Origin of the sequence: Streptomyces sp. NBC_00029, from assembly GCF_045160505.1 — a bacterium.
Taxonomy (GTDB): domain Bacteria; phylum Actinomycetota; class Actinomycetes; order Streptomycetales; family Streptomycetaceae; genus Streptomyces.
The window spans coordinates 7,858,271-7,882,708 of record NZ_CP108292.1 but is presented as its reverse complement, the minus strand read 5'-3'; the positions used below and the strand labels follow the sequence as shown (position 1 = coordinate 7,882,708).

Sequence of the window (24,438 nt, the reverse complement as noted above, 5' to 3'; positions counted from 1 at the left end):
CCTACGCTCCTCCTGGCGTGTCCTGCAGGACCGCAACGCGCTTCGCCTCCTCGATCGCGAGGTCGAACCCGGCATCCGGGTCGCGCAGCAGCCTTTCCGTCGCGACCGCATGATGGCGCACGCGCGGGTCCGTATCCGTCATCGCGGCGCCCAGCGTCGCAAATGCGGCCTCCCCCAGGGCGATCAGCGCCCGGCTGAGGCTGAGCTGCATCTCACGCCCGCCGCGCCCGAGCTGTGTCGCCAGCACTCCGGCCAGCCCGGCCTCCTCCCCTTCGGGCACGAGCACGACCGCTGCCCGCCAGGCACTCCGCGCCACCTCGTCGTCGGTGTCGGCCAGGAGCGCCCGGGTGATCGCCGGCCACGCCTGCCGTTCCCCGATCTTGGACAGCGTGTGCAACGCCTGACTGCGCGCCTGCGCCCGCTCGGAACGGAGCTCGTCGATCAGCCGCGGGACCGTGACGGACGCCGGGTGACGGGCGAGCGCCCATGTCAGCGTCTCGCGCACGGAGAAATCGGGCTCGATCGCACACTGCTCGACGAGCTTCTCGACGAAACGCGGCTGCGGGTCCAGGCCGATCCCCATCGCCACCCGCAGCCGCACCGACGCGTTGCCGTCCTCCAGCCCTCGGAGCGCTCGCACCGTCCGGGGGTCCTGTCCCTCTTCTTCCGTGGTCATCGCAACCACCTCCTCGACCGCAGTGAAGGCCTTGTCACCGTGTCAAGGTCAAGAGCTCGTCGCCCTGCCCGTGCAATCGAGCCGATCCGGCCGGCCGGCCCGGGCCAGAGCGTCAGCTGGACCGACGTCACGGGCCGTCCCTCGGACAGGGCCGTCCGGACGGTTACCGGCTGAGCGACCTGAGCGCCGCCGCGTCGTACGGCTTCAGCTCGTCGAAGCGGTTGCCGAGGACCTTCGCCGCCCAGTGCGGGTCCTGGAGCAGCGCCCGCCCGACGGCGACCATGTCGAACTCGTCGCGTTCCATGCGGTCCAGGAGGTTGTCGATGTCGCCGAGCGCCGCGCCCTCGCCGGCGAAGGCGCGGATGAAGTCGCCGTCGAGGCCGACCGAGCCGACGGTGATGGCCGGCCGGCCGGTGAGCTTCTTGGTCCAGCCCGCCAGGTTCAGGTCCGAGCCCTCGAACTCCGGGAGCCAGTAGCGCCGGGTGGAGGCGTGGAACGCGTCGACGCCCGCCGCCGCCAGCGGGGCCAGGATCTCCTCCAGCTCCTGCGGGGTCTGCGCGAGTCGGGCGTCGTAGGCCTCCTGCTTCCACTGCGAGTAGCGGAAGATCACCGGGAAGTCGGCGGGGACGCGCTCGCGGACCGCCGCCACGATCTCCGCCGCGAACTTCGTGCGGGCCACCGAGTCGCCGCCGTACGCGTCGGTGCGCCGGTTGGTCCGCTCCCACAGGAACTGGTCGAGCAGGTAGCCGTGGGCTCCGTGCAGTTCGACGCCGTCGAAGCCGATCCGCGCGGCTTCCGCGGCGGCGTCGGCGAACGCGCCGATGACGTCGTCGAGGTCGGCGCGGGTCATCGCCCTGCCGGTCCCCTCGGTGCCGTCCACGCGGATGCCGGAGGGGCCGACGGCGGGCGCGTCGGCGTACGGCGCCTCGCCCTGCTTGCGCACCATGCCTATGTGCCACAGCTGGGGCACGATCGTGCCGCCCGCCTCGTGCACGGCCGCGGCGACCTTCGCCCACCCGGCCAGCTGGTCCTCGCCGTGGAACCGCGGGACGCGGTCGCTCTGCCCGGCGGAGTCGTGGCCGACGTAGGTGCCCTCGGTGACGATCAGGCCCACACCCGCGGCGGCCCTGCTGGCGTAGTACGCCTGCACGTCCTCGCCGGGCACACCGCCGGGGGAGAACATCCGCGTCATCGGAGCCATCGCGATGCGATTGGGGACGGTCAGGCCGTTCAGCGTGACGGGCCGGGACAGGATCTCGGCCGCGCGGGAGGCGGTGGACGTGGTGATGGTCATGCGGGTCCTCCGGGGTGAGGCTGTGGCTCGTCGGGGTGACAACGAGAAGTGCATAGTACACACGCTATGTATCATGCATATTGCCGCCCGGCCCTCGCACGGCGCCGCCCACGGGCCACCCCGGCAGGGGTCCGCCGGTCCACGGGTCGGCGATAATGGGGCGCCGGAAGGAGCGGGAGGCTCAGTGCTGGAGAAACTGGAGCGGGAGCTGATGCTGCTCTCGCGGCACCAGGTGCTTGCGCGGCGCGAGCGCGACCCCGAACGTCTGGAGCGGTCGGCGTACCTGCTGCTCAGCCGGATCGAGACGCAAGGCCCCATGTCCATCGGACAGTTGGCGGAGGCCTTCGGGCTCGACACCTCGACCGTGAACCGCCAGACGGCCGCGCTCCTGCGCTGCGGACTGGCCGAGCGCGTCGCGGACCCGGACGGCGGCATGGCCCGCAAGCTCCGCATCACCGTCCAGGGCGGGAGCCGGCTCGCCGAAGACCGTGAGGTGAACCGGTCCTGCCTGGCCCGGGTGGTCGCCGGCTGGTCCCCCGAGGAGGTACGGGAGCTGGAGGACGTCCTGGTCCGGCTCAACCGCAGCGCGGAGGCCCTCGAGGGACGGTACTGGCCGCGCACGGAGGAAGACGACACCCCCGCCGCATGCCACCCGACGGCCCCTCGGGCACCCGTGACTCCCGCCCCGTAGAGACGCCCGCGCGGCCGACTCCCTCGGCACGGGCTCACAGGTCCCGAGGTCACGTGGCGACGCCAGGGGCATCACCCGTACGCCGGCCGTACGCGGACCCGGTGGCACCCGGGCGCCGCGGGCCCGGCAGGATCCGGGGAGGAGACGGCCCGGGCCCGCCGCCGGGGGTGCCTCTCTTACGGACGGGACCGGGGAACTACGCTGGCCCCCCTTCTGACCGTCCAGGGAGCAGCGTGCCGCCGTCCATCGTCCACCGGATCACCAAGTACGACCCCGCCGACCGCGACGAGCACGGCCACTACGACGGCGCCGAGGACACGGCCAGTGACCACGGGCCGGTCGAAGCGGCGTATCTGGCGGCGATCGCCGCCTTCGCGGAGGCCTCGGGCATCGACCGTCTGGAGATCCGCGAGCCCGGGGTCACCGGCTTCGTCCACTTCGGCCTGGAGCCGGCCGCGGAGGGGCACGGCCTCGCCGGGCTCTTCCCGCCCGACCTCACCGGCTACCACGACGGGGCCGAGGTCTCCCTCCCGGTGGCGCTGGAGCTGATCCGGGGCATGCTCCGTGACCAGGGCGCCTGGTGCCGGCTGGAGGTGGGGGACGCGTTCGCCGTCCACGTCGGATGGGACCAGTACGTGTACGTGGTCAGCGACCGGCCCTGCACCGAAGCCGTGGCCCGCACACGGGAACTCGGCCTCTTCCCGGAGCCGATCACGGGCTCGCCCTACGCGGCGGATCTCGATGAACCGGAAATGACCGAGGCCGCCGACGAGGACTTCTGGGCACGCGTACGCACGGTGCTCGCGTCACGGCAGACGGCGCTCCTGGAGGAGACCTTCGTCCGCAACGCCGCACGCTGGCACCGGCTCACGGCCGAGAACCTCGACACGGTGCGCGCCGGTCTCGGCCCGCGCGCCATGCTGGCCGTATGGCCCGACCTGACCCCTGACGTCGGCGCGGTCCTCGCCGCGCTGCCCGAGGACGAATCCGTGGAGATCGTCTGGGAGGCGCAGGACGGGACGATCAGCGCCGCGATCGTCGACGACACCGAATACGAGCAGTTCGCCGTCCTGCTGGCCGGGGCGCGGGCGGCGTGCACCCTGTCCCTCTACGTCGACGCACGCGAACCGCTGCTCTGCGGCGTCCTGCCCGACGACGACGGAGTACTGCGCGCCCGGTGGTGACCCGGTCAGTCCGGGATGGGCCAGCTCTGGAGGAGCTTGCGGGCGGCTCCGCCCCCTGCGCCGTACGGCCCGGGCGGCGGGCCGGCAAGTCCAACTGCCCGTAGGCCCCCTGGACCGGAGGGCGCGCGTCCCGCCGGCCGGGCACCGCGGCCTGCGGGCCGGTGGGACTGCCGTGTGGGTGAGGCCCCCCGTGTGGCGGCTGCCCAACAGGGCCGCCGAACGGAATAGTTCCCCGCGAACGCAAGACCGGATTCAGGATGCAGACCTGGAAGGATGCGTCGTGGACAATTCTTTGCTGGCCCAGATCGAATCAGCTGTCGGCAGGGGGAAGGTCGTCGTCTCGGCGGACGACGACGCGATCGTGGCCCTCGTGCAGGAGACCATCAAGAGCCGTAGAACCGCCTCCTTCTACCTGTCCCGTGAGCAGGCCCGCACGCTCCGGGACCTGCACTGGACTCCCGAACTGGTCAAGGCCTCCCGGCTCGAACCGGTGTCGGCCGAGGAGAAGGCGCGGATCGAGTCCGAGCTGGGGATCCCGGACATCGGCCCCTTCCGGTTCGGCCGGTTCGCGTGCAAGAAGGGCCACGAGTTCAGCGCGTTCGACTTCCTGCAGCACGGGATCAAGGAGCACGGAGCGGAGGCGGTGAAGGCGATCTTCGAGCTGAAGAACGCCGCCTTCCTCCGCGTCAACCCGTCCTTCGCCGTCAACTGCGGCACCTGCGACCAGCCGATGGAAGGCGGCATCACCTACGAGGGCGCCACCTACGCCGGTTGCTCCTACCCGGACCCGCCGGTCTGCGTGTAGCCGGCTCCGGCGGGCCGGGCGGGGTGGCGGGTGGGTCAGGACGGGACGCCCGCCAGGTGGGGCCAGCCGTGCAGCTCGGCCTCCGTCAGGAGGTCCGGGTGGTCGCCGACGACGACCGGATGGCCGACGAGGCGCAGGAGCCCCAGGTCGGAGACGTGGTCGCCGTACGCGTGGCACTCCTCGGGGCGGATGCCGCGCGCGGACAGGAGCTCCCGGGCGGACCGGGCCTTGGCATCGCCGATCATCGTCGTCTCCACCTCCCCGGTGTACACCCCGTCCCGGATCTCCGGGCGCGTGCACAGCACCACGTCGGCGCCGACGTGGGCGGCCACGGGCTCCAGGGGTGCGGGGAAGGAACCGGAGACGAGGACGGTGGCCAGCCCCCGCTCCCGGTGCACGGTGAGCGCCGCGAGGACGTCCTGGTGGAAGAAGCCGCCCCTGCGCAGGTGTTGTGCGAACCAGTCCCGGCCGACGGCCGCCGTCCGCTCCGCCCCGTAGCCCGCGAATCGCCGGTAGAAGAGCCGGTTGCCCTGCTCCCGGGGCAGGCCGGGGCGGAGCAGGTCGCGGGCGTCCTGCTGAAGCCTCTGCTGTTCCTGCGGGGTGTGCCCGACGGCGTTCAGGAAGAAGTCGTAGAAGTCGAACATGGTCTTGACGGTGGTGAGCGTCTCGTCGACGTCGAAGAACGCGACGGCGTGTGTGGTGGTCGGCAGTGCCGTGGTCACGGAGAACTCCGGAGGAAGGAGAGAGGGGAAAGGGGAGGGAAGGGGAGGGAAGGGGAGGCCGGGTCAGCCCAGTGCCACGAGTACTTCGGCCACTGTTTCGTCCTGCTGGACGGCGCTCATCCGCAGGGCCCCCCGGCCGCCGTCCTCCTCGCGTACGGCGGACAGGCGCACCTCGTCGTCCAGTTCCGCGAACTTCAGGAAGCGGCCGTGCAGCTGCAGGACGCGGGCGGCGGTGTCCTGTGGGCCGAGCAGCAGGGCGCACTGGCGCGCCGCCTCGCTGAAGACCATGGCCGGGACGTGGTCGTAGGGGTGGTCGTACATGCTGCGGTTGCGGAAGGTGCGGGGGCTGAGCCGGGCGGTGAGGGTGGCCGGGTCCATGTGTACGGCGTCCAGGACGCTGTTCGCCGGGTCCAGCCGGCGTACCCGGGCCGGCTCGACCGGCGCTCCGTCGGGCTCGGCGGGCAGGGTGAACGCCGTGGGGACGGCGGTGCCGCGCTGCATGCGGCGCAGGGCGTGGTACTGGTCGGTGGGGGTGCAGTTGGTGTCCATGGTGAGCCGGCCCAGGACGTGGCCGTCGAGCGTGAGGTCCATGGCGAAGGCCAGCCGGCGCAGCCGTCCGCCGCGCCGGCCGCGTTCGGTGACCTCCGCGTCCATGCGCAGTTCCCCGGGCCGTTCACCGCATCGCAGCGCCTGCGGCTCGGTGATGTCGAGCGTCCAGGACGTGACCATGAACGTGGTGTCGCGCGGCACCGCCTCGTAGATGTGCGCGGCGTGGGTGACCGCCTGGCGGCAGCTCTCCAGCACCAGCAGCGGGTCGTGGAAGCTACGTCCCGCCGTGTGGTCGCGGAAGTACCCGTGGGAGAGGGGCAGTTGCGCGGCGGCCGTGAAGGTGCCCTCGCCGGTGGCGACGGAATCGGTGAGGAACACCTCGGACAGGGACCAGCGGTGGACGAGCGAGCGCGACACGGTCCGGTCGTAGGCGGGGGTGGTGGAGCCGGGGGGTGCGTCGAGGACGGTTGCTTCCACGGTGAGTTCCTTTCGTATCGATGGCTCAACAGCTCGATGGATCAAGGGATCGGATCCACAAGGGATCGGATCCACGGATCGGATCCACGGGCGTTCAGTGCACGGCTGCGCTGCCGCTCGGTGAGGCGACGGCGGACGTGGCCGCCCGCTCCCTGCGCTCCGCCGCCACGCCGAGCCCGGCGAGGAGGAGTCCGGCGAGGGTGACGAGGGCACCGGCCCAGTTGAGGGCGGGGTAGCCGAGGCCGGCCGAGATGATCCTGCCGCCGAGCAGCGGGCCGGCGGCGTTGGCGAGGTTGAAGGCGGCGATGTTCGACGCCGAGGCGAGGGTGGGGGCGCCGTCGGCCTTGGTCATGATCCGCATCTGGAGCGGGGCGATGGTGGCGAAGGTGGCCGCGCCGAAGAGGAAGACGGTCACGCAGGTGGCCGTCTTGTCGTGCACCGTGAAGGTGAACGCGCCGAGCACGAGGGTGAGCAGGGCCAGCGCACCGCACATGGCGCTCTTGGGGGCGCGGTCCGCGATCCGGCCGCTGACCAGGTTGCCGACGAACATGCCGACGCCGAAGAGCACCATGATCAGCGTGACGGCGTCGTCGGCGAAAGCGGTGACCTGGGTGACCATTTCGGCGATGTAGGTGTACGAGGTCATGACGCCGCCGAAGCCGAGCACGGTGGTGAGCAGGACCAGCAGCACCTGGGGGCGGCGCAGTACGGTCAGTTCGGCGCGCAGCCCGGTGCCCTCGGGCGCCGGGGTACGGGGCACGAGCGAGATGATGCCCGCCAGGCCCATCGCGGCGAAGAGGGCGACCATCCAGAAGGCCCAGCGCCAGCCGAAGTGCTGGCCGATGAAGGTGCCCGCCGGGACGCCGAGGATGGTGGAGAGGGTGAGACCCGCGGCGACCATCGACACGGCGCGGCCCTTGCGGTCCTCGGGAACGAGATCGGAGGCGACCACCATCGCGACGCCGAAGAACGCGCCGTGGGCGAGGGCGGACAGCACCCGGCCCGCCATGAGCAGCCCGTAGGTGGGGGCGACGGCGGACAGCACCGTTCCGGCGAGGAAGAGCACCATGAGCCGGATCAGCAGGCTACGGCGTTCGGTGCGGGCACACAGGACGGTGAGGCCGGGGGCGCCGATGACGACGCCGAGCGCGTACCCGGACACCAGCAGTCCAGCGGTGGGGATGGAGACGGAGAGGTCGGATCCGATGTCGGGGAGGATCCCCGCGATGATGAACTCGGCGACTCCGATGGCGAAGCCGCTGAGGGACAGGGCGATGACGGCAATGGGCACGGCTGTGCTCCTGGGTTGGGCTTCCGGGTTGGGCTTCCGGGCCTGGCCTTCGGGCGGCTCTCGGGCGGGCTTTCGGGCCTGGCTTCCGCGGAACGGGTGGGGCCGGGTGGGCCGGGTGATGCCGGGCGCGGCGGGGTGGAGCCGGGCGCGGCCGGGCGCGGCCGTGGTCAGGGCTGGATGTCTCCGGGCAGGTTCCGGTCGCCGGCGATGGCGCGCATGTGCCAGTACGGGTAGGGCGCGGGCCGCTCGCTCGCCGCATCGAGGCGCTGCCGCTCCTCGGTGGTGAGCTCCCACTCGACGGTGCCGAGGTTGTCCTGGAGCTGGCCGGGGCGGCTGGCGCCGAAGACCACGGACGTGACGGCGGGCCGGCTCAGCACCCAGTTGAGGGCGACCTGAGCGATCGAGACGCCGCGCTCGCGGGCGATGCCGTCGAGCACTTCCACGACGTCGTAGGCCTGCTCGCGATCGGTGAGAGGGGCGATCGAGGCGGGGCCCTCGTGCGCCAGGCGGAAGTCGGTGGAGATGTCCTGCCCGCGCCGGTACTTGCCCGTGAAGAAGCCGCCGGCCAGCGGGCTCCAGACGGTGATGCCCACGCCCTGGTCGGCTGCGGCGGGCACGATCTCGTGCTCGAGCTCCCGCGCGCCCAGGTTGTAGTAGCCCTGATAGGCGGCGAAACGGGTGAGATTGCGGTGGTCGGAGATGTCGAGTGCCTTCATCAGCTGCCAGCCGGGGAAGTTCGAGCAGCCGATGTAGCGCAGCTTTCCGGCGCGCACCAGGTCGTCCAGGGCCCCGAGGGTCTCCTCCAGGGACGTGCGCGGGTCGGTGCCGTGGAGGTAGAGCACGTCGATGTAGTCGGTGCCGAGGCGGCGGAGGCTGGCCTCGACGGCGCGCACCAGGTGGTGCCGGGAGGAGCCGGCCGCGTTGACGTCGTCGGGGTCGGTGCTGAAGCGGGCCTTGGTGGCGATGACGGCCTTGTCCCGGCGGTCCTTCAGGGCCAGGCCGAGCAGTTCCTCGCACTCGCCGTCCCGGTAGACGTCGGCGGTGTCGAAGAAGTTGACGCCCGCGTCGTGGCAGGCGTGGACGAGGCGGACGGCGTCGTCGCCCGCGTTGACGCCGAACTGGGACCAGTTCGCACCGGGCAGTCCGCCGAACGCGCCGGGGGTGCCGAGGGTGGCCGCCCCGAAGGACAGCTCGGAGACCTGGAGGCCGGTTCGGCCGAGGTAGCGGTAACGCATGGGGAGGGGATGTCCTTACCTGGTGGTGGATCGATGAGGCAGGGATGGGAGGGGAGGAACGGCGGCCGGGGCCGCGTGCCGTCAGAGCCCCGCGTGCGGGTGCATCAGGACGGCGCAGCCGACCGATCCGTCCGGGCCGACGGAGGTGACGAGGCCGGCCCGCTCGCCACGGGTGTCGAGGTGCGGGTCGTGCCAGCGGGCGACGACGGCGGCGATCTGCAGGGCGGCGCTCGCGCCGTGGGTCTCGCCGAGCACCTCCTGCACGCGCAGCACGTACCGCCCGTCACGCCCCCTGGAGCCCCCGGGGGCGCCGGAACCGTCCGAGCACTGGGAGCCGTCGGAGCCGTCGAGCGCTGTGCGCAGGGCGCGTTCCTCCACGGCCGCCCAGCCCCGCCGGCCGGCCGCACCGGGTGCGACCACGGCGATGTCCTGGGCGCCGACACCGCTGCGGGCGAGGGCGTCCCGTACGCACGTGCTCAGGCGGCGGGCGACGGCGAGGGGGCCGCCTGCGGCGAACCCGGTCCGGACCGCCATGACGAGGGCGAGGGGGCTCTCGCCGTCGCCGCTGCCTTGGAGGGTCCGCAGGGCGAACACCGCTGCGCCTTCGCCGAGTGCGGTGCCGGGTGCGAGCGATCCGGCCCGCTGCCAGGCCCAGGCGCTCTGCGGCGACAGCTCCTCCACTCCCCCGGTCAGCAGCCGGCGGGCATGGCCGGCCACCAACGCGTTCCGGGCGAAGCGCAGTGCGTGCAGTGAGGCCAGTGGGCCGCCGGAGACGGTGGCGTTCGCGTCGGTGAGGCCGTGGCGGATGGCCGTGCGGCCTGCCGCCGCGTTCATCAGGGTGCCCGGGAACGCCGACGGGTTCACCATGTACGGGCGTTCCTGGACGAAGGTGTCCCGGGTGAAGCGGCCGACACCGCCGCTGCTGCCGACGGAGCTGCCGAGGACCACGCCCGTCGCGGAGCGGTCGGCGACCGGTCCGAGCGCCAGGGTGCAGGCGGCCATGCCCAGTTGTTCGGCGCGCGTGAGCCGGTTCAGTCCCTTGGGGCCGAGGAGGTCGGCGGCCGCGAAGTCCGCCGGGCGCAGGCTCAGGGGCGGGTAGTCCTCCGCCTCGTGCGCGGCGGGCGGCGCTCCGCCGGCCACCGCGCCCGCGCGCAGGGCGTCGGCGAGGGGTTGCAGTCCCACGCCGGCCGCACTGACCACACCCGCCGTGTCCAGGGCCAGGGGGACCACGGTCCGCGAGGGGAGGGCCGGACGCTGCTGATGTTCGTCCACGATGCTCATACGGTGAACTCCCCGAAGATCGTCACGGCGTTGTTCCCGCCGAAGGCGAAGCCGTGGTTCTGCACGATGCGCGGCCGGGCGTTCCGGCCCCGCCCCTGGACGCAGTCGAGTCCCGGTCCCAGCGCCGGATCCACCTGTCGGAGCGTTGCGCTCGGCGGGAGGAAGCCTTCGGACAGGGCGGCGCAGCACACCAGGGCCCCGAAGGCGGCCGCCGCTCCCATCGTGTGCCCGAGCATGGACTTGATCGAGCTGATCGGCGGCGGGCCGTCGGTGAACACCTCGCGCACGGCGGCGGTCTCCGTGGAGTCGTTCGCCCTGGTGCCGGTGCCGTGTGCGCAGATGTAGTCCACGTCGCCCGGCTTGATGCCGGCGTGCCGGTGGGCGCGCCGGATGCACTCGGCGATCGATGCGGCGTCCGGGTTGGTCATGTGGCTCGCGTCGCAGGTCATGCCGTACCCGAGGACCTCGGCGTAGATGCGGGCCCCGCGGGCCAGCGCCGTGTCGAGGGGTTCCAGGAGCAGTGCCGCGCCGCCCTCCGCGGTGACGATGCCGTCGCGGTGTTCGTCGAAGGGGCGCGGGACGTCGGCGGCGAGGGCCCCGAGGCGGTGGAAGCCGGCGTGGGTGGCCCGGTTGGAGGCGTCGGCTCCGCCGCACAGTGCGGCGTCCGCCTCCCCCGTACGGACCAGGTCGTAGCCGTATCCGATGGCGTAGTTGCCGGCGGCGCAGGCGGTGCCGAGGGTGATGGACTCGCCGCTCAGGCCGAGTTCGGCGCTGACGGCGGCGGCGATCCGGCCGGCGTCGGCCTGACCGGCGAGCACCGGGTCGAGCGCGGCGAGGCCGTCGTCGACCCACTGCCGGGTCAGTTCTTCCAGTACCTGGGACTCGCCGTTGGTCGTTCCGAAGCAGCTCGCGGTGTTTCCCGCGGACAGGACGGCCGGATTCAGTCCGGCGTCCGTGACCGCCATCCGCGCCGCCGCGGCGGCGAAGCGGCCGCTGCGCCCCCACTGCGCGGGGTCCGTTCCCCGCAGGTGCATCTCGGCGTGGAAGCCGCGGACTTCACCGGCGAGGACGCGCTCGAAGCCCGTACCGTCGAACTGTCCGATCGGGCCGATGCCGCTGCGCCCGGCCCGGATCGCCGCGGTGAGCGCACGGGCGCCGAGCCCGAGGCTGCTCACCGCGCCGAGCCCGGTGACGACGACCCGGCGCCCGGTGGCGGAGGCCTCGTCAGACACCCAGCGCCGCCGGGGTGCTGTGCTTCTCGACCAGGAGGTAGGCGCTCGGCAGTTCGTCGAGCTCCGTGAGGTCCTCCTGCGGAATGCGGATGCCGAGGTCGCGCTCGAAGCGCGAGAAGATCTCGATGATGAGCAGCGAGTCCGCGTCGAAGTCCTCGGCGAAGCTGCTCTCGTCGGTCAGGGCGTCCACGTCCACTTCGAGGACGTCCGCCACGATGGCCCGCACCTGTGCGCGCCGGTCCTCGGATATCGCGATGTCACTCATCTGATGGCCCTTCGATTCGCTGGTTCTGGGAGGCCGTGGCCGGGGCGTCTACGTGTCCCCGGTGCGGCTTGAACCAGCCAATCCCAGGTCCGGAGGCAGCGGCAAGCACTCCGAAAGTGACATGGGTGGTGCCTCCGCCGGGGTCCGTTCCCTCTGCCCATGGGGGTGTTCCGCACCGGGTAAGGAGGTTTCCGGCCGCTTTTTGCCCGCACTTTCATCGGGGCGCCCGAGCATTCCGGCGATGAAGACGATCCGATGTGCGGACAGGTGGTGCGGGGGATGAGACCGACCGAGCCGGTGGGCATAGTGACGGCCGGGCTGTGGCTGCCCGAGGGGCGCTCCCGCGCCTCGGACGCGGTCGCCGCGGGGCGGTTGCGCGAGCGCGACGCGGCGGCCCTGGGCCATGAGAGCGTTCCGGACGCGCGCACCGTCGCCCCGCCCGACGCCGCGGTCCTCGCGGCCCGCGGGGTACTGGACGCGGCCGGCCTGGCGCCGGACCGGCTGGATGTGCTGGCGCACGCGTGGATGTACTACCAAGGGCACGACCTGTGGTCGCCCGCCCACTACGTGGCCCGCCGGCTCGACGCCCTGCGGGCCCTGCCCGTCGGCATCCAGCAGGTGTGCAACGGCGGCGCCGCCGCCATGGGGCTGGTGATGGCGTGGCTGGCCTCGTCGGACCCGTCCCCCTCGGCGCGGCCGCGGCTGGGCCTGGTGACGACGGGAGACCGCTTCGCCGAGCCCGGATTCGACCGCTGGGCGGGCGACTTCGGGGTGGCGTACGGCGACGCGGGGACGGCCGTGCTGCTGCGCCGGCCCGCTGCGGACGGCGACGTACTGCTGCTGCGGTCGGTCGCGACGGTCGCGGATCCGTTGCTGGAGGAGATGCACCGCGGTGCGGATGCCTTCTCGCCGGTCGCCCGCGGGCATCGCGACCGGGTCGACATGCGCGCCACCAAGCGGGCCTACCTGCGCACCCACGGCACGCTGCCGTTCACCTCCTCCAACCGCCGGGCCATCCGCACGGTCGTCTCGCAGGCGCTGGCCGACGGTGGCATGGACGGGCGCGACCCGCGTCTGACCCATGTGGTCCTGCCCCGGTTCGGCGCGAAGACGCTGGCCGAGTCGTGGATCCCGGTCCTGGCGGAGCAGGTGGGCGGCGCCCAACTGCTCGATCTCGGCCGGGAGACGGGGCACCTGGGCGCGGGCGACGCGGTCGCGGGCCTCGCCGACCTGGTGGCCCGGGGCCTGCCCGAGCCCGGGTGCCGGGCCCTCGTCTTCAGCGCGGGGGCCGGCTTCACCTGGTCGTGCCTGCTGGTGGAGTCCCCGGCGCGATGACCTTCGCGCCGTTCACGAGACCGGGCGGGCGCCCGGTGTCCCAGAAGGAGAGAAACACATGTCACGTTCCGTTTTCGTCACCGGTGGCAACAGGGGGATCGGTCTGGCCGTGGCGCGGGCCCTGGCCGCCGACGGCGACCGGGTGGCGGTCGGCCATCGGACCGGGACGCCACCGGACGGGCTGTGGGGGGTGCGCTGCGACGTGACGGACGACGCCTCGGTCAGGGCCGCGTTCGCCGAAGTGGCGGAGGAACAGGGTCCGGTGGAGGTGCTCGTGGCCAACGCGGGCATCACCCGGGACACGCTGCTGCTGCGCATGGACGACGCCACGTTCGACGAGGTGCTGGAGACGAACCTGAAGGGCGTGTTCCGTACGGTGCGTGCCGCGGCGAGCGGGATGCTCGCCGCCCGCCGGGGCCGGATCGTGCTGGTGTCGTCCGCGCTGGGGTTCCTGGGCTCCCCGGGGCAGACCAACTACGCCGCGGCGAAGACCGCGCTCGTGGGCTTCGCCCGCTCGGTGGCCTGGGAGCTGGGCTCCCGAGGCATCACCGTGAACCTGGTCGCGCCGGGGATCATCGACACGGACATGACGAGCGGGCTGAGCGAGCGGCGCATGAAGGAGGTCATGGGGATGACTCCGCTGGGCCGGCCCGGTACGGCGCAGGAGGTCGCCGCGGCGGTCCGCTTCCTCGCCTCGGAGGAGGCCGGGTATGTGACCGGTGCGGTCCTGCCGGTGGGCGGCGGCATCGGCATGGGCATCTGAGCCGAGCGCGCCGGTGGTGCCGAGCGGCGTCACCGGCGCGGTCCGGCGGGGGCGCGCGATGCGGTCCGTAGGGCCGGTCCGGCCGGGCCCGGTTCCGGACCCGGTCCGCCGGGTCGCTGAAGCGCGTCCCGTGACCCTGGCCGGGCAGCCGGCGCCCAGGACCTAGGTCCTGTCGTCGAAGTAGCGCCGCGGGCCAGGCGGGACTTTGACGACAGGACCTAGCGCAGGGCGGCTTCCGGCAGGCCGCGCGGGCTGCGGAGTACGGCGTCCTGCAGGCGGCGGGTGTCCCGTATGCCGCGGGGGGCGGTCACAGGAGGAGCGATCAGGCCGCGCTCCACCGCCTTGTTGGCCGCCTCCACCCGGGATCCCGCGTCCAGCTTGTCGAAGATGTTGCGCATGTGGCGCTTCACCGTTCCCTCGGCGATGTCGAGCCGGCGTGCGATGCGGTAATTGCTCAGACCGCCGGCGGCGAGCTCCACCACCTGCGTCTCGCGGACCGAGAGCGGCGCGACGTCGGTGGGGGCGGGAGCGGCCAGGCTCCGGGCGGAGAGCGAGATGGTGACCCGGCTCCCGCCGGCGCTCACGTCACGTACCGTGCCGGCCAGCGACTGGTGGCTCACGGTCTTGTGCAGGAACCCCCGGATGCCGAGCGGCAGCAGCGCCTGGACCAGTCCGGGGTCGTCGTGCATGGTCAGCACCATGACCTGGGTCTCCGGCGCGGCCTGGCGCAGGTGCCGGACGGTGGTGGCCGGGTCCTGGTTGCCGGGCATCTCGATGTCCAGGAGGAGGACGCGGGGCCGGAGTTCGGCGGCCAGGCGCACGGTCTCGGCGGCGTTGCCCGCCACCCCCACCACCTCGAAGTCCTCCTCCGCGTCGAGGAGTTCCGCCAGCGCGTCGCGCAGCAGGGTGTGGTCGTCGGCTATCAGGATGCGAATGAGTTCCATGTCTCCCCCGGATGCGGCCCGTGGCCGCTGGTCAGCGGCACCCACAGCAGCAGCCGGGTGCCCTTTCGCGGAGCGCTGAGCAAGAGGCTGCGCCCGCCCATCTGTGCCACCCGCTCGCGCATGGCCGTCAGCCCGCCGGGGTGCTCGCGGAGGGCGTCGTACCGGAAGCCCCGCCCGTCGTCGGTGGCCTGGACCTCGACGCGATGGTGCGAGATCCGGACGCCGATCGTGACGGCCTGCGGATCGGCGTGGGCGAAGGAGTTGCGCAGGAACTCCCCGACGACGAGGACGATCTCCCGGCGGTGGGCGGGCGGTACCCGTGACGCGTCGCCCTCCACCGTCAGCCGAACGGGCAGTCCGGCCAGGTTGAGCCGGTCCGCGTGGCGGCGCAGCGCCTCCTCGAGGCCGGGCTGCGCGGCGCTGCGGGTGTCGCGCAGTCCGGTCACCAGGCCGCGCGTGAGGGCGGTGGCCTCCTGCAGCGCGTCGTGGATCGCCGTGAGGTGCCGGTCCGTTCCCGGATCGCCCGCGCCTGCCGTCCGGGCCTTGAGCCGGTGGAGTTCCAGGTGGCGGAAGGCCAGGGCGAGGCTGCCGCCCAGGTGGTCGTGGACGTCGCGGGCCATGCGGCGGCAGCAGTCGTCGCCCGGGGCGGGTCGGTGCGCCCGCAGCCGGGTCTCGTAGCCGTGGGCCGCGGCCCGGGTGTGACGGGCGCACACCCGGCGCACGATGTCCGCCGCGGGTTCGGTGTGCGGCTCCCGGGTGCCCGCCGCGTCGACGGTGGCGACGGTGGCCACGAGGACCTCCGTGAGACGGTCCATGACGGACAGGCAGTCGGCGAGCCCGAGTTCCGCGGCGGCCCACCGGATGCCGAGCTCGCGGAAGGAGCCCTCCGGCGGCCGTACGCGGCCCAGATGCCCGCGCGTCCGGGAGCGGGCGCTCGCGTCGAGGGCGCGGGCGCACTCCTCCAGGAGCAGCGCGGCCCGGGTGCGGGTTTCCTGCCACAGCTCCGGGAGCTCCATGAGCGGATGGCCATCGGCGTTCAGGGCGTCCTCGTGGCGGGCGAGCACGCCGGCGGCCGCCGCCCTCAGCCGCGGCCCCGGCCGGTGCGCTGTGGCATCCGCGCGGTGCGCCGCGCCGCCCGCCGCACGCTGCGCGTCACCGTGGTCCGGCGCAGAGATGTTTCCCACCCAAGCCTCCCCGAATCGGGCCCCCGTACCGGCCTGCCGACTGTTGACGGCTGCCGGCATACACCCGCCTGTTCATCTCAGCTAACGATCCGACCGTAGGTGCGGGCCTGCGGCCTGTCAACTACGATGGGACGCCATCACCCTGCTGGTTCACGCTGGCGGACGAGAAGGAGTGTTGATGCCCCCCTTGGCCGACAAGGTCGACAAACTCTTCAGGACCATCCGCACCAACGGCCGGGAGTACACCTACGACGAGGTCGCTCGTGGCTGCAGCGAGCTCAGCGGCGGTACGTTCTCCAAGACGTACGTCTGGCAGTTGCGCACCGGACAGCGCGACAACCCCACCAAGCGGCATCTGGAGGCCCTGGCGGCCTTCTTCCGTGTGCCCGCCGCCTACTTCTTCGACGACGACACCGCCGAGCGGGTCGACGCACAGCTCGCCATCGCCTCGGCGATGGGCAACGCCGAGGTCCGTGACATCGCCCTGCGGGCCATGAGCATGGACGACTCCGGCCGCAAGCACCTGGCGCGCATCATCCGCGAGGTCAGCCTGCTGCACTCGGCGGCCTCCTCCCGCGGCCCGGCGGGCCGCGACAACGCGAAGAGCGACAACGCGAAGGGCGACGGCCCGGAGGAAAGAGGCACCGACGCCGCGGCGGGTGCCGGGGAATAGACGGCCCATGCGATTCCTGCAGCGACACCGGCGCCGGTCCGACCTCCAGGCGCTGCGCCGGGAGAGCCGGCAGCGGCTGGCCTCCTTCGGACTGCCCGCGTCCTACGACCTGATGACCCTGTGCGACCACCTCAGCGACTCCCGGGGGCGGCCCATCCATCTGCTGCCGATGCCCCTGGACGCGTCCGGTCCGTGCGGGTTGTGGCTGGCCTTCTCGGACGCCGACTACGTCGTCTACGAGCAGCACACCAGCCGGCACCACCAGGAGCACATCATCGCCCACGAGCTGGCACACATGCTGTGCGGCCACCGCAGCGGCACCGCCGGCTCGCCGGCCGTCGCCATGCTCTTCCCGGACCTCGATCCCTCGCTCGTGCAGGACCTGCTGTGCCGGGACAACTACTCCGACACCCAGGAGCGCGAGGCGGAGGTGATGGCCTTCCTCCTCGGTGAAGGCCTGCGCTCGCAGCCCGGCACGACCGCCGCGGAGGCGGACGGGGTGCTCGGACGCATCCAGGGGTCCCTCGACTGGCGGCGCCGGGACCGGACATGAACAGTATTCGCTACCCGCTGGGCGCGCTGGTCTGCTGGCTGGCGTTCGCCCGCACGCTCCCGCCCGTCTTCCGGCGCGAGCGGGAACCGGCGCTCGTGGCGCTGTGCGCGTCCTTCGGCTGCCAGGGCATGTACCTGGCCATGTCCACGCCCACCCACCTGACCGGAAAGCTCTTCGGCACGGTCACCTGGTACAACGTGTCCGTCCAGATGTGGATCATCGCGGCGATCGCCTGCCAGCAGGTGCTGCTCATCCACTGGCTGCACCCGCGCGAGGAGGCCCGCGTCCGCGCGCGCCGCCGGCTGGCCCTGCTGGCCTGTGTGCCGTTGGCGATGGCCGTCCTCTTCGAACTGGCCCTGCTGCACGGGCACCCGCGCAACAATTTCGTACACCCGCGGGAGCAGCCGTACTTCGTGGCCTACCAGGTCGTCTACCTCTCGGCGTTCGCCCTCGGCAAGGCCGTGGTGGCGAAGGCGTGCTGGTTCTACGCCCGGCTGACCGAGGACGTCTGGGTGCGTCGGGGGCTGCGGACCGCGGCCGTCGGTGCGTGCCTCGACCTCGTGTACTCCCTGGGGCGGTTCGCGGACGTGTTCCTCGTGCACCGCGGATGGAACCCCACCGACTGGGCGGACATCACCCGGACCTGTCTGACGGTGGGGCTGACCCTGAACACCATCGGATGGACGGCTCCGTTGTGGGGCTCGCGGGTGCAGGCGGCCTCGGCCTGGTGGGCCGACTACCGCCGCTTCCGGCGGCTGCGCCCGCTCTGGTACGCCCTGTACCGGGCCCACCCCGAGACGTCCCTGCAGCCCGCGCCCCGCAGCGACCTGTTCGCCCTCTGGGACCTTCGCTTCCGCCTGCACCGGCGGGTGATCGAGATCCGGGACGGCTGCCTGGCCCTGGGCGGCCTGGTATCCCCCGGGCTGGCTCCCGCCCCGGGGCCCGACGGGAGCGAGGAGGAGCGGGCGCGCTGGGAGGCGGCGCGCATCGCGGCAGCCCTTGCGGCAGGGCCCGGACGCGACGGGAGGCAGGACCGGGACGACGACACCGACGCCGCGCCCGTGTCGGTGATGAGCCCGGACGACCTGGACTTCTCCGCCGATGTGCGGTGGCTGGTGCAGGTCTCCCGGGCCTTCGCCCTCTCCCCCGCCGCGCGACCGGAGCCCGACCGCGCGGTCGCCCCGTGAGCGTCCTCAGCCTGCGAACGCCGTGGGAACGAGGCCCTGTCCGGCGCCCGGCACGACGAAGACGCTGCCCGCGAGCGGCTCGTCGTGTTCGGGCGCACGCCGTGCCGTGGTGACGTAGAGGTCGGTCAGGTCCGCCCCGCCGAAGCCGCACGCCGTGGTGAGCGCGGCGGGGAACCGGATCTCCCGGTCGAGCGTGCCCCGCGGCGTGTAGCGGCGGACCGCGCCGCCGCGGAAGAGGGCCACCCAGACGCCGCCGTCGGTGTCGACGCACAGGCCGTCGGGCACCCCGGCCGTCCCGGTCAGCTCTGCGAACGGACGCGGGTCGCGGGCCTCCCCCGTCGACAGGTCGTAGTCGAGCACGTCGATACGGCACGTCGGGGTGTCGACGAAGTACATCCGCCGGCCGTCCGGGCTCCAGGCGATGCCGTTGCTCAGACGGGTTCCCGAGAGCGCGCGGTGCGTCACGCCCCCGGAGGAGACGCGGCCCAGCCAGCCGGGGGCGGACGGGCCGGCCATGGTGCCGACCCAGAGGCGGCCCCGGCCGTCGATGCCCGCGTCGTTGCCCCGTACGCCCTCGGCCGACCAGTCGGCGAGCGGCCGCAGCGGCCCGTCGGGACCGCACACCGCCACACCGTCGCGCAGGCTGAGCACCAGGCCGCCGCCGGCCCGGGGCTTGGCCGCGGCGACGGGCTGTTCGAAGCGGAGTACCGTGTCGGCGCCGTCCGAGGGGCGCAGCCGGTGCACCTCGCTGCGGTTCATGTCGACCCACAGCAGTGTTCCGTCGGCCGGGTCCCAGGTCGGGCACTCGGCGAAGCCGGCCGCCGCGCGCAGCACCACCTCCACGCTCACCGGACGGCCCCCGCCCGGCCGGTGTCCTCGTACGACCACACGGACCGGGCCGCGTCCAGCAGGACGGCCGCGCCGTCACCGTCCAGGACGTCGGCGACGGGAAGTCCCAGATGGCGGAGCCGGCGTACGTTGTCCCGGCCGCGGGTGGCGATGGCCGCGACGGGGGCGCCGCCGAGGGCTTCGACCGCGCGGATCTCCGTCTCCAGGTCGGCGAGGGGCAGATGGTCCCAGTGGTAGCGCGACGCGCGCTCGGCGTCGTGCGCGAAGACGACCGCGTCGGGCTGCGAACCCTGGAGGATCGCGCCGGCCAGGCCGCCGAACGCGGGGTGCATGACGGACGCCTGCCCCTTGATGATCAGCAGATCGTGGCGGGCGTCGGCCTGCTGGACCAGATGCTCGACGAGGCCGGCCGCCTGGAACACCGGCGTCCGGTCGATGATCGCCCCTTCGGTGCATCCGGCGAGCAGACAGGTCTGGCCGGTGCCCACGTAGCCGGAGTCGACCCCGCGGGAAAGGGCTTCCCGGTGTATCTGGAGCGCGGTGGTGCGCTTTCCGACGACGCAGTCGCTGCCCGCGACGTGAATCAGTTTGGCGCGCTTCCTGGGAACCCGCCCGGAATACTTGGGCAGCACGTCGTGCGGACGTCTCACATCGACAATGCGCTGCCCTTCCGAGAGCATCCCGGCAAGTTCCGTTTCGAGGAGCTGCACATGGAGGCAGGAAATGATGTGAAGGCCGCCGCGAACGGCGGTGCGTATCTCGTCCCACCAGAGGTCGGGCAGGTCGCCCGGATCTCTCGGCATGTGCAGGAACTTGCCATCGAGCGACTCGCCGAAATCGGACTCGGTCAGTGCCATCACCAGCGCCCGGGGGCCGTATTTCATGGCCTCGGCGACGGAACCGACGACCGGGACATCGGTTCCCGGCAGTACGGAAGCCGAGGTCGGGTGGGGGTGGGAGCGGTCGACGACCGCCACGGGGCGGAGCACCGTACTGTGCCGGATCACACCCTGGACGGTCTTTCCCTCGGGGTGGGCGAATACTCCGTCGGCGAACAGAACGGCAGGGAGAGGCAATTGCGAGAATTCTGAAATAAGCACCGTGTCATCCTAACTAGCGCACACGATCGGTTCGCCCGACCAAATGCCGTACTTCCGAGTGGAGTTCGTCACGGAACGGGTCGACCAGCGCGGCGATCGTCCCGTCGGGACGTACGAGAACGGCCCGCGGGCGGCTCAGCCTCAGCAAGGAGTGGCCGAAATTGTTCGCATCGGAAATCACGGTGACGCGAAGGCTCTCGTGCGCCTTTCGAAAGATTTCGGCCACGCCCTGGACGTCCCGGCGGTGCCTGCCCGTTCCGGGGAACAGCAGCAACAGCGGCGCCGGGGCGCCCAGCTCGTCGCGCAGCCAGCGCCCTCGCTCCGCGTCGAGAGGTACGTCCGGCAGCCTCATCCCGGTCCGCAGATGACCGGCCTGCTGCCGCGGCCCGGGATGGGCGAACGACAACTGCGCCTGGCGCGGCACGACGACGCGGTTGAGGACTCCGCTGCGTCCCGCGGCTCCCAGCGCCGCGTCCCGGGCCCGCGCACGCCAGCCGCTCATCGTCCACATCCGTGTCTGCAGGTCGGTGTCGCCGACCACGGCCCGCGCGACCCTGAGCCGCTCCTCCTCCCACTGGGCCAGCACCTCGTCCCCCCACCGCCCCTCGCGCACTCCGGCGAGGCGCCAGGCCAGCGAAGCCGCGTCCTCGATACCGGTGTTCAGCCCCTGTCCGCCCGCCGGGCTGTGGATGTGCGCGGCGTCGCCCGCCAGCAGCACCCGGCCGGACCACAGCCGGTCGGCCACCTTGCGGTGCACCCGGAACACCCCGGTGCGCTGCTCGCCGACCAGCTCGATCGGCACCGGGCACCGCTCGGAGGCCGCGCGCTGCACGGCGTCCCGGGGGTCGTCCACCGTCTGGTCGGGCGCCGCGCTCACGAAGGTCCGGTACAGGCCGCCCGGCAGTCCGACCACCACCAGCACTCCGGCGGCCGACATGAAGTAGTGCACCTCGTCATGGGCCAGCGAGGTACGGACCGGACCGTCCGTGAGCAGGAACTGCTGCGGGTACGAACTGCCCCGGAAGGGCACGCCCAGGACTTCGCGGACCCTGCTGTGCGCGCCGTCGCAGCCGACGAGCCAGCCGACGCGTTCGGTCACCCGGCCCCGCGCCGTCTCCAGTTCGGCGCTGACGCCGGCGCCGTCCTGGGTGAAGGAGGTCAGGGACGTCCCGAACTCGATCGTCCCGCCCAGCCCACGGAAGACGTCCCGCAGGACCGCCTCCGTCTCCTGCTGCGGAATGGACAGGGCGTACGGGTAGCGCGTGCGGCGCATGCCACCGAACGCCAGCCGGGCGACGCGCTCGCCCTGCGAGTGGTAGTTCTGTGCCCGCAACACCACGCCGCGCCGGTGCAGTTCGTCAGCGGCACCGAACCGGGCGAGGGCCTCGATGCCCCGTGGCCACAGGGCGATCGCCTTGGAGTGGGGGTTGGGGCGCTCGGAGCGGTCGACGACGCGCACCGGCACGCCGCGCCTGAGGAGTTCGATCCCCGTGACGAGCCCCACCGGGCCCGCTCCGACGATGAGCACCTGCGACGATTCGGTCATGATTCCACCTTCTGTGCGGATGTCTCTTTAGACGCAGCCGTGCGCTTCTTGCGGGGCATAACCGCTGGCCACGGCTTGTGTGCGTGCTTGTATTCCAGCCGGTGAACGGCGATGCGCACGGTGTCGCCGACGGACTGACGGAGGTGCTGGCAGCAGTGGCCGGCCAGATCTGTTTCTCGGTGCTCGGAGCTCTCGGCGTCTCCGCGGGCACCCCCACCCCTCACACCCTGCGCGGCCCGATGGTGAACAAGGTGATGGCCCTGCTCCTGCTCCGGGCGGGCCAGGTGGTGGAGGTCGACACCTTCGTCGACGAGTTGTGGGAGGAGCGGCCGCCGCGCTGGGCGCTCAGCACCGTGCGCACGCACGTCTACCACCTGCGCCGCCAGCTCGACGAGGTCCTGGACCTCCCGGCCCAACAGCTGTTGCGCACCAGCCGGTCCGGCTACCTCCTGGACATCGATCCGGAGCAGCTGGATGCCACCCGGTTCACGCGGCTCTTCGGGGAGAGCGAGCGGCTGCTCGCCCGGAACCGGCCGGACGAGGCCGTCGCCGCATGCCGTGAGGGGCTGGCGCTGTGGCAGGGCCGGGCCCTGGCCACGGTGCGCCCGGGCCGGGTCCTCACCGGTCACGTCCAGTACCTGGAGGAGTTGCGCGTACGGGCCCACCAGGTGCGCGTCGAGGCGGAGATGCGCCGCGGCCGCCACACCCACCTCGTGCCCGAACTGCGCGGCCTGGTCGCCGCACATCCCTTCAACGAGTGGTTCCACCACTCCCTGATCGAGTCGCTGCGGGAGTCGGGCCGGCGCGGTGAGGCGCTCAGCGCCTTCCAGGCGCTCAGGACCATGCTCCGGGACGAGCTGGGGCTCGAACCCGCCGACGGTGCGTCGTGGCGCGTGCCGGCGTGACGGCGTCGCGTGCCCTGCGGACATGGAGCTCCACCTCCTCCTCGTCGCTCTGTCCGGAGTCCTGATGGTGGGGCGTCGCCATGAAAGCCCGATAAAAGCGAGGGGAGGAAGGGCCGGATGGACGCGATCTGTCACTTTGGAGACACGGGCGACCCCTCCCTCAGGAGCACGGGAACCGCGGTCCTGGCGGTGCGCCCCGCGCGCGGCGTGATCGCCGTCCTGCGGCTGTCGGGCGGATACGGGGCCGCCGTCCTGCACCCGGCGGAGCGGGCCCTGATCCGGGGAGGTTCACCGGCCCGCTGCCGTGACTTCGTCGCGGGGCGCGCCGCGGCCGCCGACGCCCTGCGGCTGCTGGGCCGGTCGGGACCGGTCCTGCGCGAGGCCCGGCGCCCCCTCTTCCCGACGGGGGTGCGGGGATCCATCAGCCACTGCCGGGGCGCGGCCGCCACCTGTCTGGCCACCGCACGGACGGACGTGTCCGGCGTGGGGGTGGACGTGGAGCGCGTCGGCCGGCTGTCACCGGAGAGCGCCGGACTCGTCTGCACGCCACGGGAGCAGGCCCTGGTGGCGGGCAGCGACGCGGGCGCATGGCTCCTCACGGTGATGTTCTCGGCGAAGGAGGCCTTCTACAAGGCGGCCACCGCCCTGGTCCTCCCCCGCGAGCCGGTCTTCCACGACTTGGAGGTGCTCCCGGATTGCGCGCACGAGAGCGTCGACGCCGACCGCAGCCGCGACCGCAGCGCCTACGGCAAGGGCAACGGGCTGCGCCTGACGCCCGCGCCAGGACTTCTCCCCGACGGATGCATCATCCGGGGCCAGGTGCGCTGCGTGGGCCCGTACGTCTGGACGACGGTGCTGCTCCGGTCCGGCAACGGCCCCTCATGAGCCGGTGGGCACGCTACAAAGGCGTGCCGTCGCGCGGGTCGAGCGGGTCGCACCCGTCATGCGCGTCATGCGCCTGCCGCCCGCCAAGGCCGGTGCCGCCCGCGACCCGGCGCCTGACCTGGTCCTCCTGGGCCAGCCGCCGCAGCAGCTCGAACACCGGGGCGCAGATCGCGAAGACGATGACCGCCCGCTCGGCCAGCGCCACCGGGTCGTCCAGGCCGGCCGCGCGCTCCAGGTCCAGCCGGGCCACGGACTCGGCCAGTCGCGCGTACGCGGCGAGTTCACCCGGGGCGTACTGGGCGTCCAGCCGGCGCAGCTCCTCCAGGGCCACCGTCAGCCCCTTCACGTGCGGTGAGCTGCCGGGTGCCTGCCAGTCCAGGGCCGCGAGCAGTTCCGCCACCTCGGCGCCGGCGCCCGCATCGGCCCCGGCCTCCTCCTCGTGGCCGGCGGCCCCCTGCCCCTGGGCGGCCACCGGCACGGGGAGCGCGTAGCTGACCGCTCCGAGGGCGCTCTCCGAGCTGTGGGCGTGGTCGACGGCCCCGAGCACCTCCCGGGTGGCGGCGATGGACAGCCCGCCGAGCGTGGTCAGTGCCTTGATCAGCCGCAGCCGCTGCGCGTGCTCGTCCCCGTACTCGGCCAGGGTCGCGGCCGTCGCCCGCCCCGCGGGCAGCAGTCCCTGGCGCAGGAAGTACTTGATGCTGGCGACCGGCACACCGGTCCGCCGGCTGAGCTCCGAGATCTTCATACGGCTTCCCTGCTGGTCACGCGGTCCGGTGTCGGTCGTCGGCGATTGGACACCACAGCAAGATACT

The 24,438-nt window shown here is 72.7% G+C and carries 25 protein-coding genes; 10 read left to right on the top strand and 15 right to left on the bottom strand.

What is annotated here, in order from left to right; all coding sequences use genetic code 11:
* Position 1: 1 nt before the first annotated feature.
* Positions 2 to 676: a HEAT repeat domain-containing protein gene (locus OG753_RS36300; protein ID WP_327266002.1), complete on the bottom strand. Its 675-nt coding sequence runs from the start codon at positions 674 to 676 to the stop codon at positions 2 to 4.
* 163 nt (positions 677 to 839) lie between these two features.
* Complete coding sequence (locus tag OG753_RS36295; RefSeq protein ID WP_327266001.1) at positions 840 to 1,970, bottom strand: NADH:flavin oxidoreductase; 1,131 nt, start codon at positions 1,968 to 1,970, stop codon at positions 840 to 842.
* Positions 1,971 to 2,181: 211 nt separating this feature from the next.
* Between OG753_RS36295 and OG753_RS36290 the strand changes: the two genes are divergently transcribed.
* The 3 genes from OG753_RS36290 (at position 2,182) to OG753_RS36280 (ending at position 4,650) form a co-directional block, all read left to right on the top strand.
* On the top strand, positions 2,182 to 2,661 hold the full coding sequence (locus OG753_RS36290; protein WP_327267034.1) for a MarR family winged helix-turn-helix transcriptional regulator: 480 nt from the start codon (positions 2,182 to 2,184) through the stop codon (positions 2,659 to 2,661).
* Positions 2,662 to 2,894: 233 nt separating this feature from the next.
* The gene (locus tag OG753_RS36285; protein WP_327266000.1) at positions 2,895 to 3,845 is read left to right on the top strand and encodes an RNA-binding protein; all 951 of its coding nucleotides are present in this window, start codon (positions 2,895 to 2,897) and stop codon (positions 3,843 to 3,845) included.
* Between the two features lie 280 nt (positions 3,846 to 4,125).
* Positions 4,126 to 4,650 (top strand): hypothetical protein, encoded by a 525-nt coding sequence (locus OG753_RS36280; protein ID WP_405791631.1) that lies wholly within the window; start codon positions 4,126 to 4,128, stop codon positions 4,648 to 4,650.
* A gap of 35 nt (positions 4,651 to 4,685) precedes the next feature.
* On the opposite strand, the gene OG753_RS36275 is transcribed toward OG753_RS36280, so the two are convergent.
* From OG753_RS36275 to OG753_RS36245, 7 genes are all read right to left on the bottom strand, one after another.
* A complete protein-coding gene (locus OG753_RS36275; protein WP_405791629.1) occupies positions 4,686 to 5,372 on the bottom strand; it encodes an HAD family hydrolase in 687 nt (228 codons plus the stop codon).
* Positions 5,373 to 5,435: 63 nt separating this feature from the next.
* Positions 5,436 to 6,398, bottom strand: coding sequence for an AfsA-related hotdog domain-containing protein (locus tag OG753_RS36270; RefSeq protein ID WP_327265997.1), 963 nt, complete (start codon positions 6,396 to 6,398; stop codon positions 5,436 to 5,438).
* A gap of 94 nt (positions 6,399 to 6,492) precedes the next feature.
* Positions 6,493 to 7,689: an MFS transporter gene (locus OG753_RS36265; protein WP_405791626.1), complete on the bottom strand. Its 1,197-nt coding sequence runs from the start codon at positions 7,687 to 7,689 to the stop codon at positions 6,493 to 6,495.
* 167 nt (positions 7,690 to 7,856) lie between these two features.
* Positions 7,857 to 8,924 (bottom strand): aldo/keto reductase, encoded by a 1,068-nt coding sequence (locus OG753_RS36260; RefSeq protein ID WP_327265995.1) that lies wholly within the window; start codon positions 8,922 to 8,924, stop codon positions 7,857 to 7,859.
* 81 nt (positions 8,925 to 9,005) lie between these two features.
* A complete protein-coding gene (locus OG753_RS36255; RefSeq protein WP_405791624.1) occupies positions 9,006 to 10,205 on the bottom strand; it encodes a beta-ketoacyl synthase N-terminal-like domain-containing protein in 1,200 nt (399 codons plus the stop codon).
* Positions 10,202 to 11,437: a beta-ketoacyl-[acyl-carrier-protein] synthase family protein gene (locus OG753_RS36250; RefSeq protein WP_327265993.1), complete on the bottom strand. Its 1,236-nt coding sequence runs from the start codon at positions 11,435 to 11,437 to the stop codon at positions 10,202 to 10,204. Before OG753_RS36250 ends, OG753_RS36255 begins: the two co-directional genes overlap by 4 nt.
* A complete protein-coding gene (locus OG753_RS36245) occupies positions 11,430 to 11,702 on the bottom strand; it encodes a phosphopantetheine-binding protein (protein WP_327265992.1) in 273 nt (90 codons plus the stop codon). The genes OG753_RS36250 and OG753_RS36245 overlap by 8 nt, the downstream gene beginning before the upstream one ends.
* 279 nt (positions 11,703 to 11,981) lie before the next feature.
* On the opposite strand from OG753_RS36245, the gene OG753_RS36240 reads away from it, so the two are divergent.
* Positions 11,982 to 13,037, top strand: a complete 1,056-nt coding sequence (locus OG753_RS36240; RefSeq protein WP_405791621.1) for a ketoacyl-ACP synthase III family protein — start codon at positions 11,982 to 11,984, stop codon at positions 13,035 to 13,037.
* 58 nt (positions 13,038 to 13,095) lie between these two features.
* Positions 13,096 to 13,800: an SDR family oxidoreductase gene (locus OG753_RS36235; protein ID WP_327265990.1), complete on the top strand. Its 705-nt coding sequence runs from the start codon at positions 13,096 to 13,098 to the stop codon at positions 13,798 to 13,800.
* A gap of 218 nt (positions 13,801 to 14,018) precedes the next feature.
* Here the strand turns inward: OG753_RS36235 and OG753_RS36230 are convergent, their stop codons facing one another.
* Both OG753_RS36230 and OG753_RS36225 read right to left on the bottom strand, forming a co-directional pair.
* Positions 14,019 to 14,744 (bottom strand): response regulator transcription factor, encoded by a 726-nt coding sequence (locus OG753_RS36230; protein ID WP_327265989.1) that lies wholly within the window; start codon positions 14,742 to 14,744, stop codon positions 14,019 to 14,021.
* A complete protein-coding gene (locus tag OG753_RS36225) occupies positions 14,723 to 15,928 on the bottom strand; it encodes a sensor histidine kinase (RefSeq protein ID WP_405791619.1) in 1,206 nt (401 codons plus the stop codon). The genes OG753_RS36230 and OG753_RS36225 overlap by 22 nt, the downstream gene beginning before the upstream one ends.
* A 178-nt stretch (positions 15,929 to 16,106) precedes the next feature.
* Here OG753_RS36225 and OG753_RS36220 point away from each other — a divergent pair, with 178 nt between their 5' ends.
* Genes OG753_RS36220 through OG753_RS36210 form a run of 3 tightly spaced genes read left to right on the top strand, consistent with a single transcriptional unit; the run spans position 16,107 to position 18,341 of the window.
* The gene (locus OG753_RS36220; RefSeq protein ID WP_405791617.1) at positions 16,107 to 16,601 is read left to right on the top strand and encodes an XRE family transcriptional regulator; all 495 of its coding nucleotides are present in this window, start codon (positions 16,107 to 16,109) and stop codon (positions 16,599 to 16,601) included.
* A gap of 7 nt (positions 16,602 to 16,608) precedes the next feature.
* Positions 16,609 to 17,154, top strand: coding sequence for a toxin (locus tag OG753_RS36215; protein ID WP_327265986.1), 546 nt, complete (start codon positions 16,609 to 16,611; stop codon positions 17,152 to 17,154).
* A complete protein-coding gene (locus OG753_RS36210) occupies positions 17,151 to 18,341 on the top strand; it encodes an MAB_1171c family putative transporter (protein WP_327265985.1) in 1,191 nt (396 codons plus the stop codon). The genes OG753_RS36215 and OG753_RS36210 overlap by 4 nt, the downstream gene beginning before the upstream one ends.
* 6 nt (positions 18,342 to 18,347) lie before the next feature.
* Here OG753_RS36210 and OG753_RS36205 read toward each other — a convergent pair whose 3' ends face one another.
* Genes OG753_RS36205 through OG753_RS36195 form a run of 3 tightly spaced genes read right to left on the bottom strand, consistent with a single transcriptional unit; the run spans position 18,348 to position 21,836 of the window.
* A complete protein-coding gene (locus OG753_RS36205) occupies positions 18,348 to 19,190 on the bottom strand; it encodes an SMP-30/gluconolactonase/LRE family protein (RefSeq protein WP_327265984.1) in 843 nt (280 codons plus the stop codon).
* On the bottom strand, positions 19,187 to 20,290 hold the full coding sequence (locus tag OG753_RS36200; protein ID WP_405791614.1) for a DUF1611 domain-containing protein: 1,104 nt from the start codon (positions 20,288 to 20,290) through the stop codon (positions 19,187 to 19,189). Before OG753_RS36200 ends, OG753_RS36205 begins: the two co-directional genes overlap by 4 nt.
* A 13-nt stretch (positions 20,291 to 20,303) precedes the next feature.
* Complete coding sequence (locus tag OG753_RS36195) at positions 20,304 to 21,836, bottom strand: FAD-dependent oxidoreductase (protein ID WP_405791612.1); 1,533 nt, start codon at positions 21,834 to 21,836, stop codon at positions 20,304 to 20,306.
* A gap of 101 nt (positions 21,837 to 21,937) precedes the next feature.
* Here OG753_RS36195 and OG753_RS36190 point away from each other — a divergent pair, with 101 nt between their 5' ends.
* Positions 21,938 to 22,741 carry a BTAD domain-containing putative transcriptional regulator gene (locus tag OG753_RS36190; RefSeq protein WP_327265981.1) on the top strand — a complete coding sequence of 268 codons (804 nt, stop codon included), beginning with the start codon at positions 21,938 to 21,940 and terminating at the stop codon, positions 22,739 to 22,741.
* A 117-nt stretch (positions 22,742 to 22,858) separates the two neighbouring features.
* Positions 22,859 to 23,626 (top strand): 4'-phosphopantetheinyl transferase superfamily protein, encoded by a 768-nt coding sequence (locus tag OG753_RS36185; protein ID WP_405791610.1) that lies wholly within the window; start codon positions 22,859 to 22,861, stop codon positions 23,624 to 23,626.
* Positions 23,627 to 23,639: 13 nt separating this feature from the next.
* Here OG753_RS36185 and OG753_RS36180 read toward each other — a convergent pair whose 3' ends face one another.
* The gene (locus OG753_RS36180) at positions 23,640 to 24,371 is read right to left on the bottom strand and encodes a MerR family transcriptional regulator (protein WP_327265979.1); all 732 of its coding nucleotides are present in this window, start codon (positions 24,369 to 24,371) and stop codon (positions 23,640 to 23,642) included.
* Between the last annotated feature and the right edge of the window lie 67 nt (positions 24,372 to 24,438).

Bases quoted from the DNA above. Each gene is read 5' to 3' on its own strand.
- OG753_RS36255 (WP_405791624.1), bottom strand. From the start codon at position 10,205: ATGAGCATCGTGGACGAACATCAGCAGCGTCCGGCCCTCCCCTCGCGG.
- OG753_RS36295 (WP_327266001.1), bottom strand. From the start codon at position 1,970: ATGACCATCACCACGTCCACCGCCTCCCGCGCGGCCGAGATCCTGTCC.
- OG753_RS36180 (WP_327265979.1), bottom strand. From the start codon at position 24,371: ATGAAGATCTCGGAGCTCAGCCGGCGGACCGGTGTGCCGGTCGCCAGC.
- OG753_RS36240 (WP_405791621.1), top strand. From the start codon at position 11,982: ATGAGACCGACCGAGCCGGTGGGCATAGTGACGGCCGGGCTGTGGCTG.
- OG753_RS36215 (WP_327265986.1), top strand. From the start codon at position 16,609: ATGCGATTCCTGCAGCGACACCGGCGCCGGTCCGACCTCCAGGCGCTG.
- OG753_RS36260 (WP_327265995.1), bottom strand. From the start codon at position 8,924: ATGCGTTACCGCTACCTCGGCCGAACCGGCCTCCAGGTCTCCGAGCTG.
- OG753_RS36245 (WP_327265992.1), bottom strand. From the start codon at position 11,702: ATGAGTGACATCGCGATATCCGAGGACCGGCGCGCACAGGTGCGGGCC.
- OG753_RS36235 (WP_327265990.1), top strand. From the start codon at position 13,096: ATGTCACGTTCCGTTTTCGTCACCGGTGGCAACAGGGGGATCGGTCTG.
- OG753_RS36195 (WP_405791612.1), bottom strand. From the start codon at position 21,836: ATGACCGAATCGTCGCAGGTGCTCATCGTCGGAGCGGGCCCGGTGGGG.
- OG753_RS36185 (WP_405791610.1), top strand. From the start codon at position 22,859: ATGGACGCGATCTGTCACTTTGGAGACACGGGCGACCCCTCCCTCAGG.
- OG753_RS36230 (WP_327265989.1), bottom strand. From the start codon at position 14,744: ATGGAACTCATTCGCATCCTGATAGCCGACGACCACACCCTGCTGCGC.
- OG753_RS36220 (WP_405791617.1), top strand. From the start codon at position 16,107: ATGCCCCCCTTGGCCGACAAGGTCGACAAACTCTTCAGGACCATCCGC.
- OG753_RS36300 (WP_327266002.1), bottom strand. From the start codon at position 676: ATGACCACGGAAGAAGAGGGACAGGACCCCCGGACGGTGCGAGCGCTC.
- OG753_RS36290 (WP_327267034.1), top strand. From the start codon at position 2,182: ATGCTGCTCTCGCGGCACCAGGTGCTTGCGCGGCGCGAGCGCGACCCC.
- OG753_RS36210 (WP_327265985.1), top strand. From the start codon at position 17,151: ATGAACAGTATTCGCTACCCGCTGGGCGCGCTGGTCTGCTGGCTGGCG.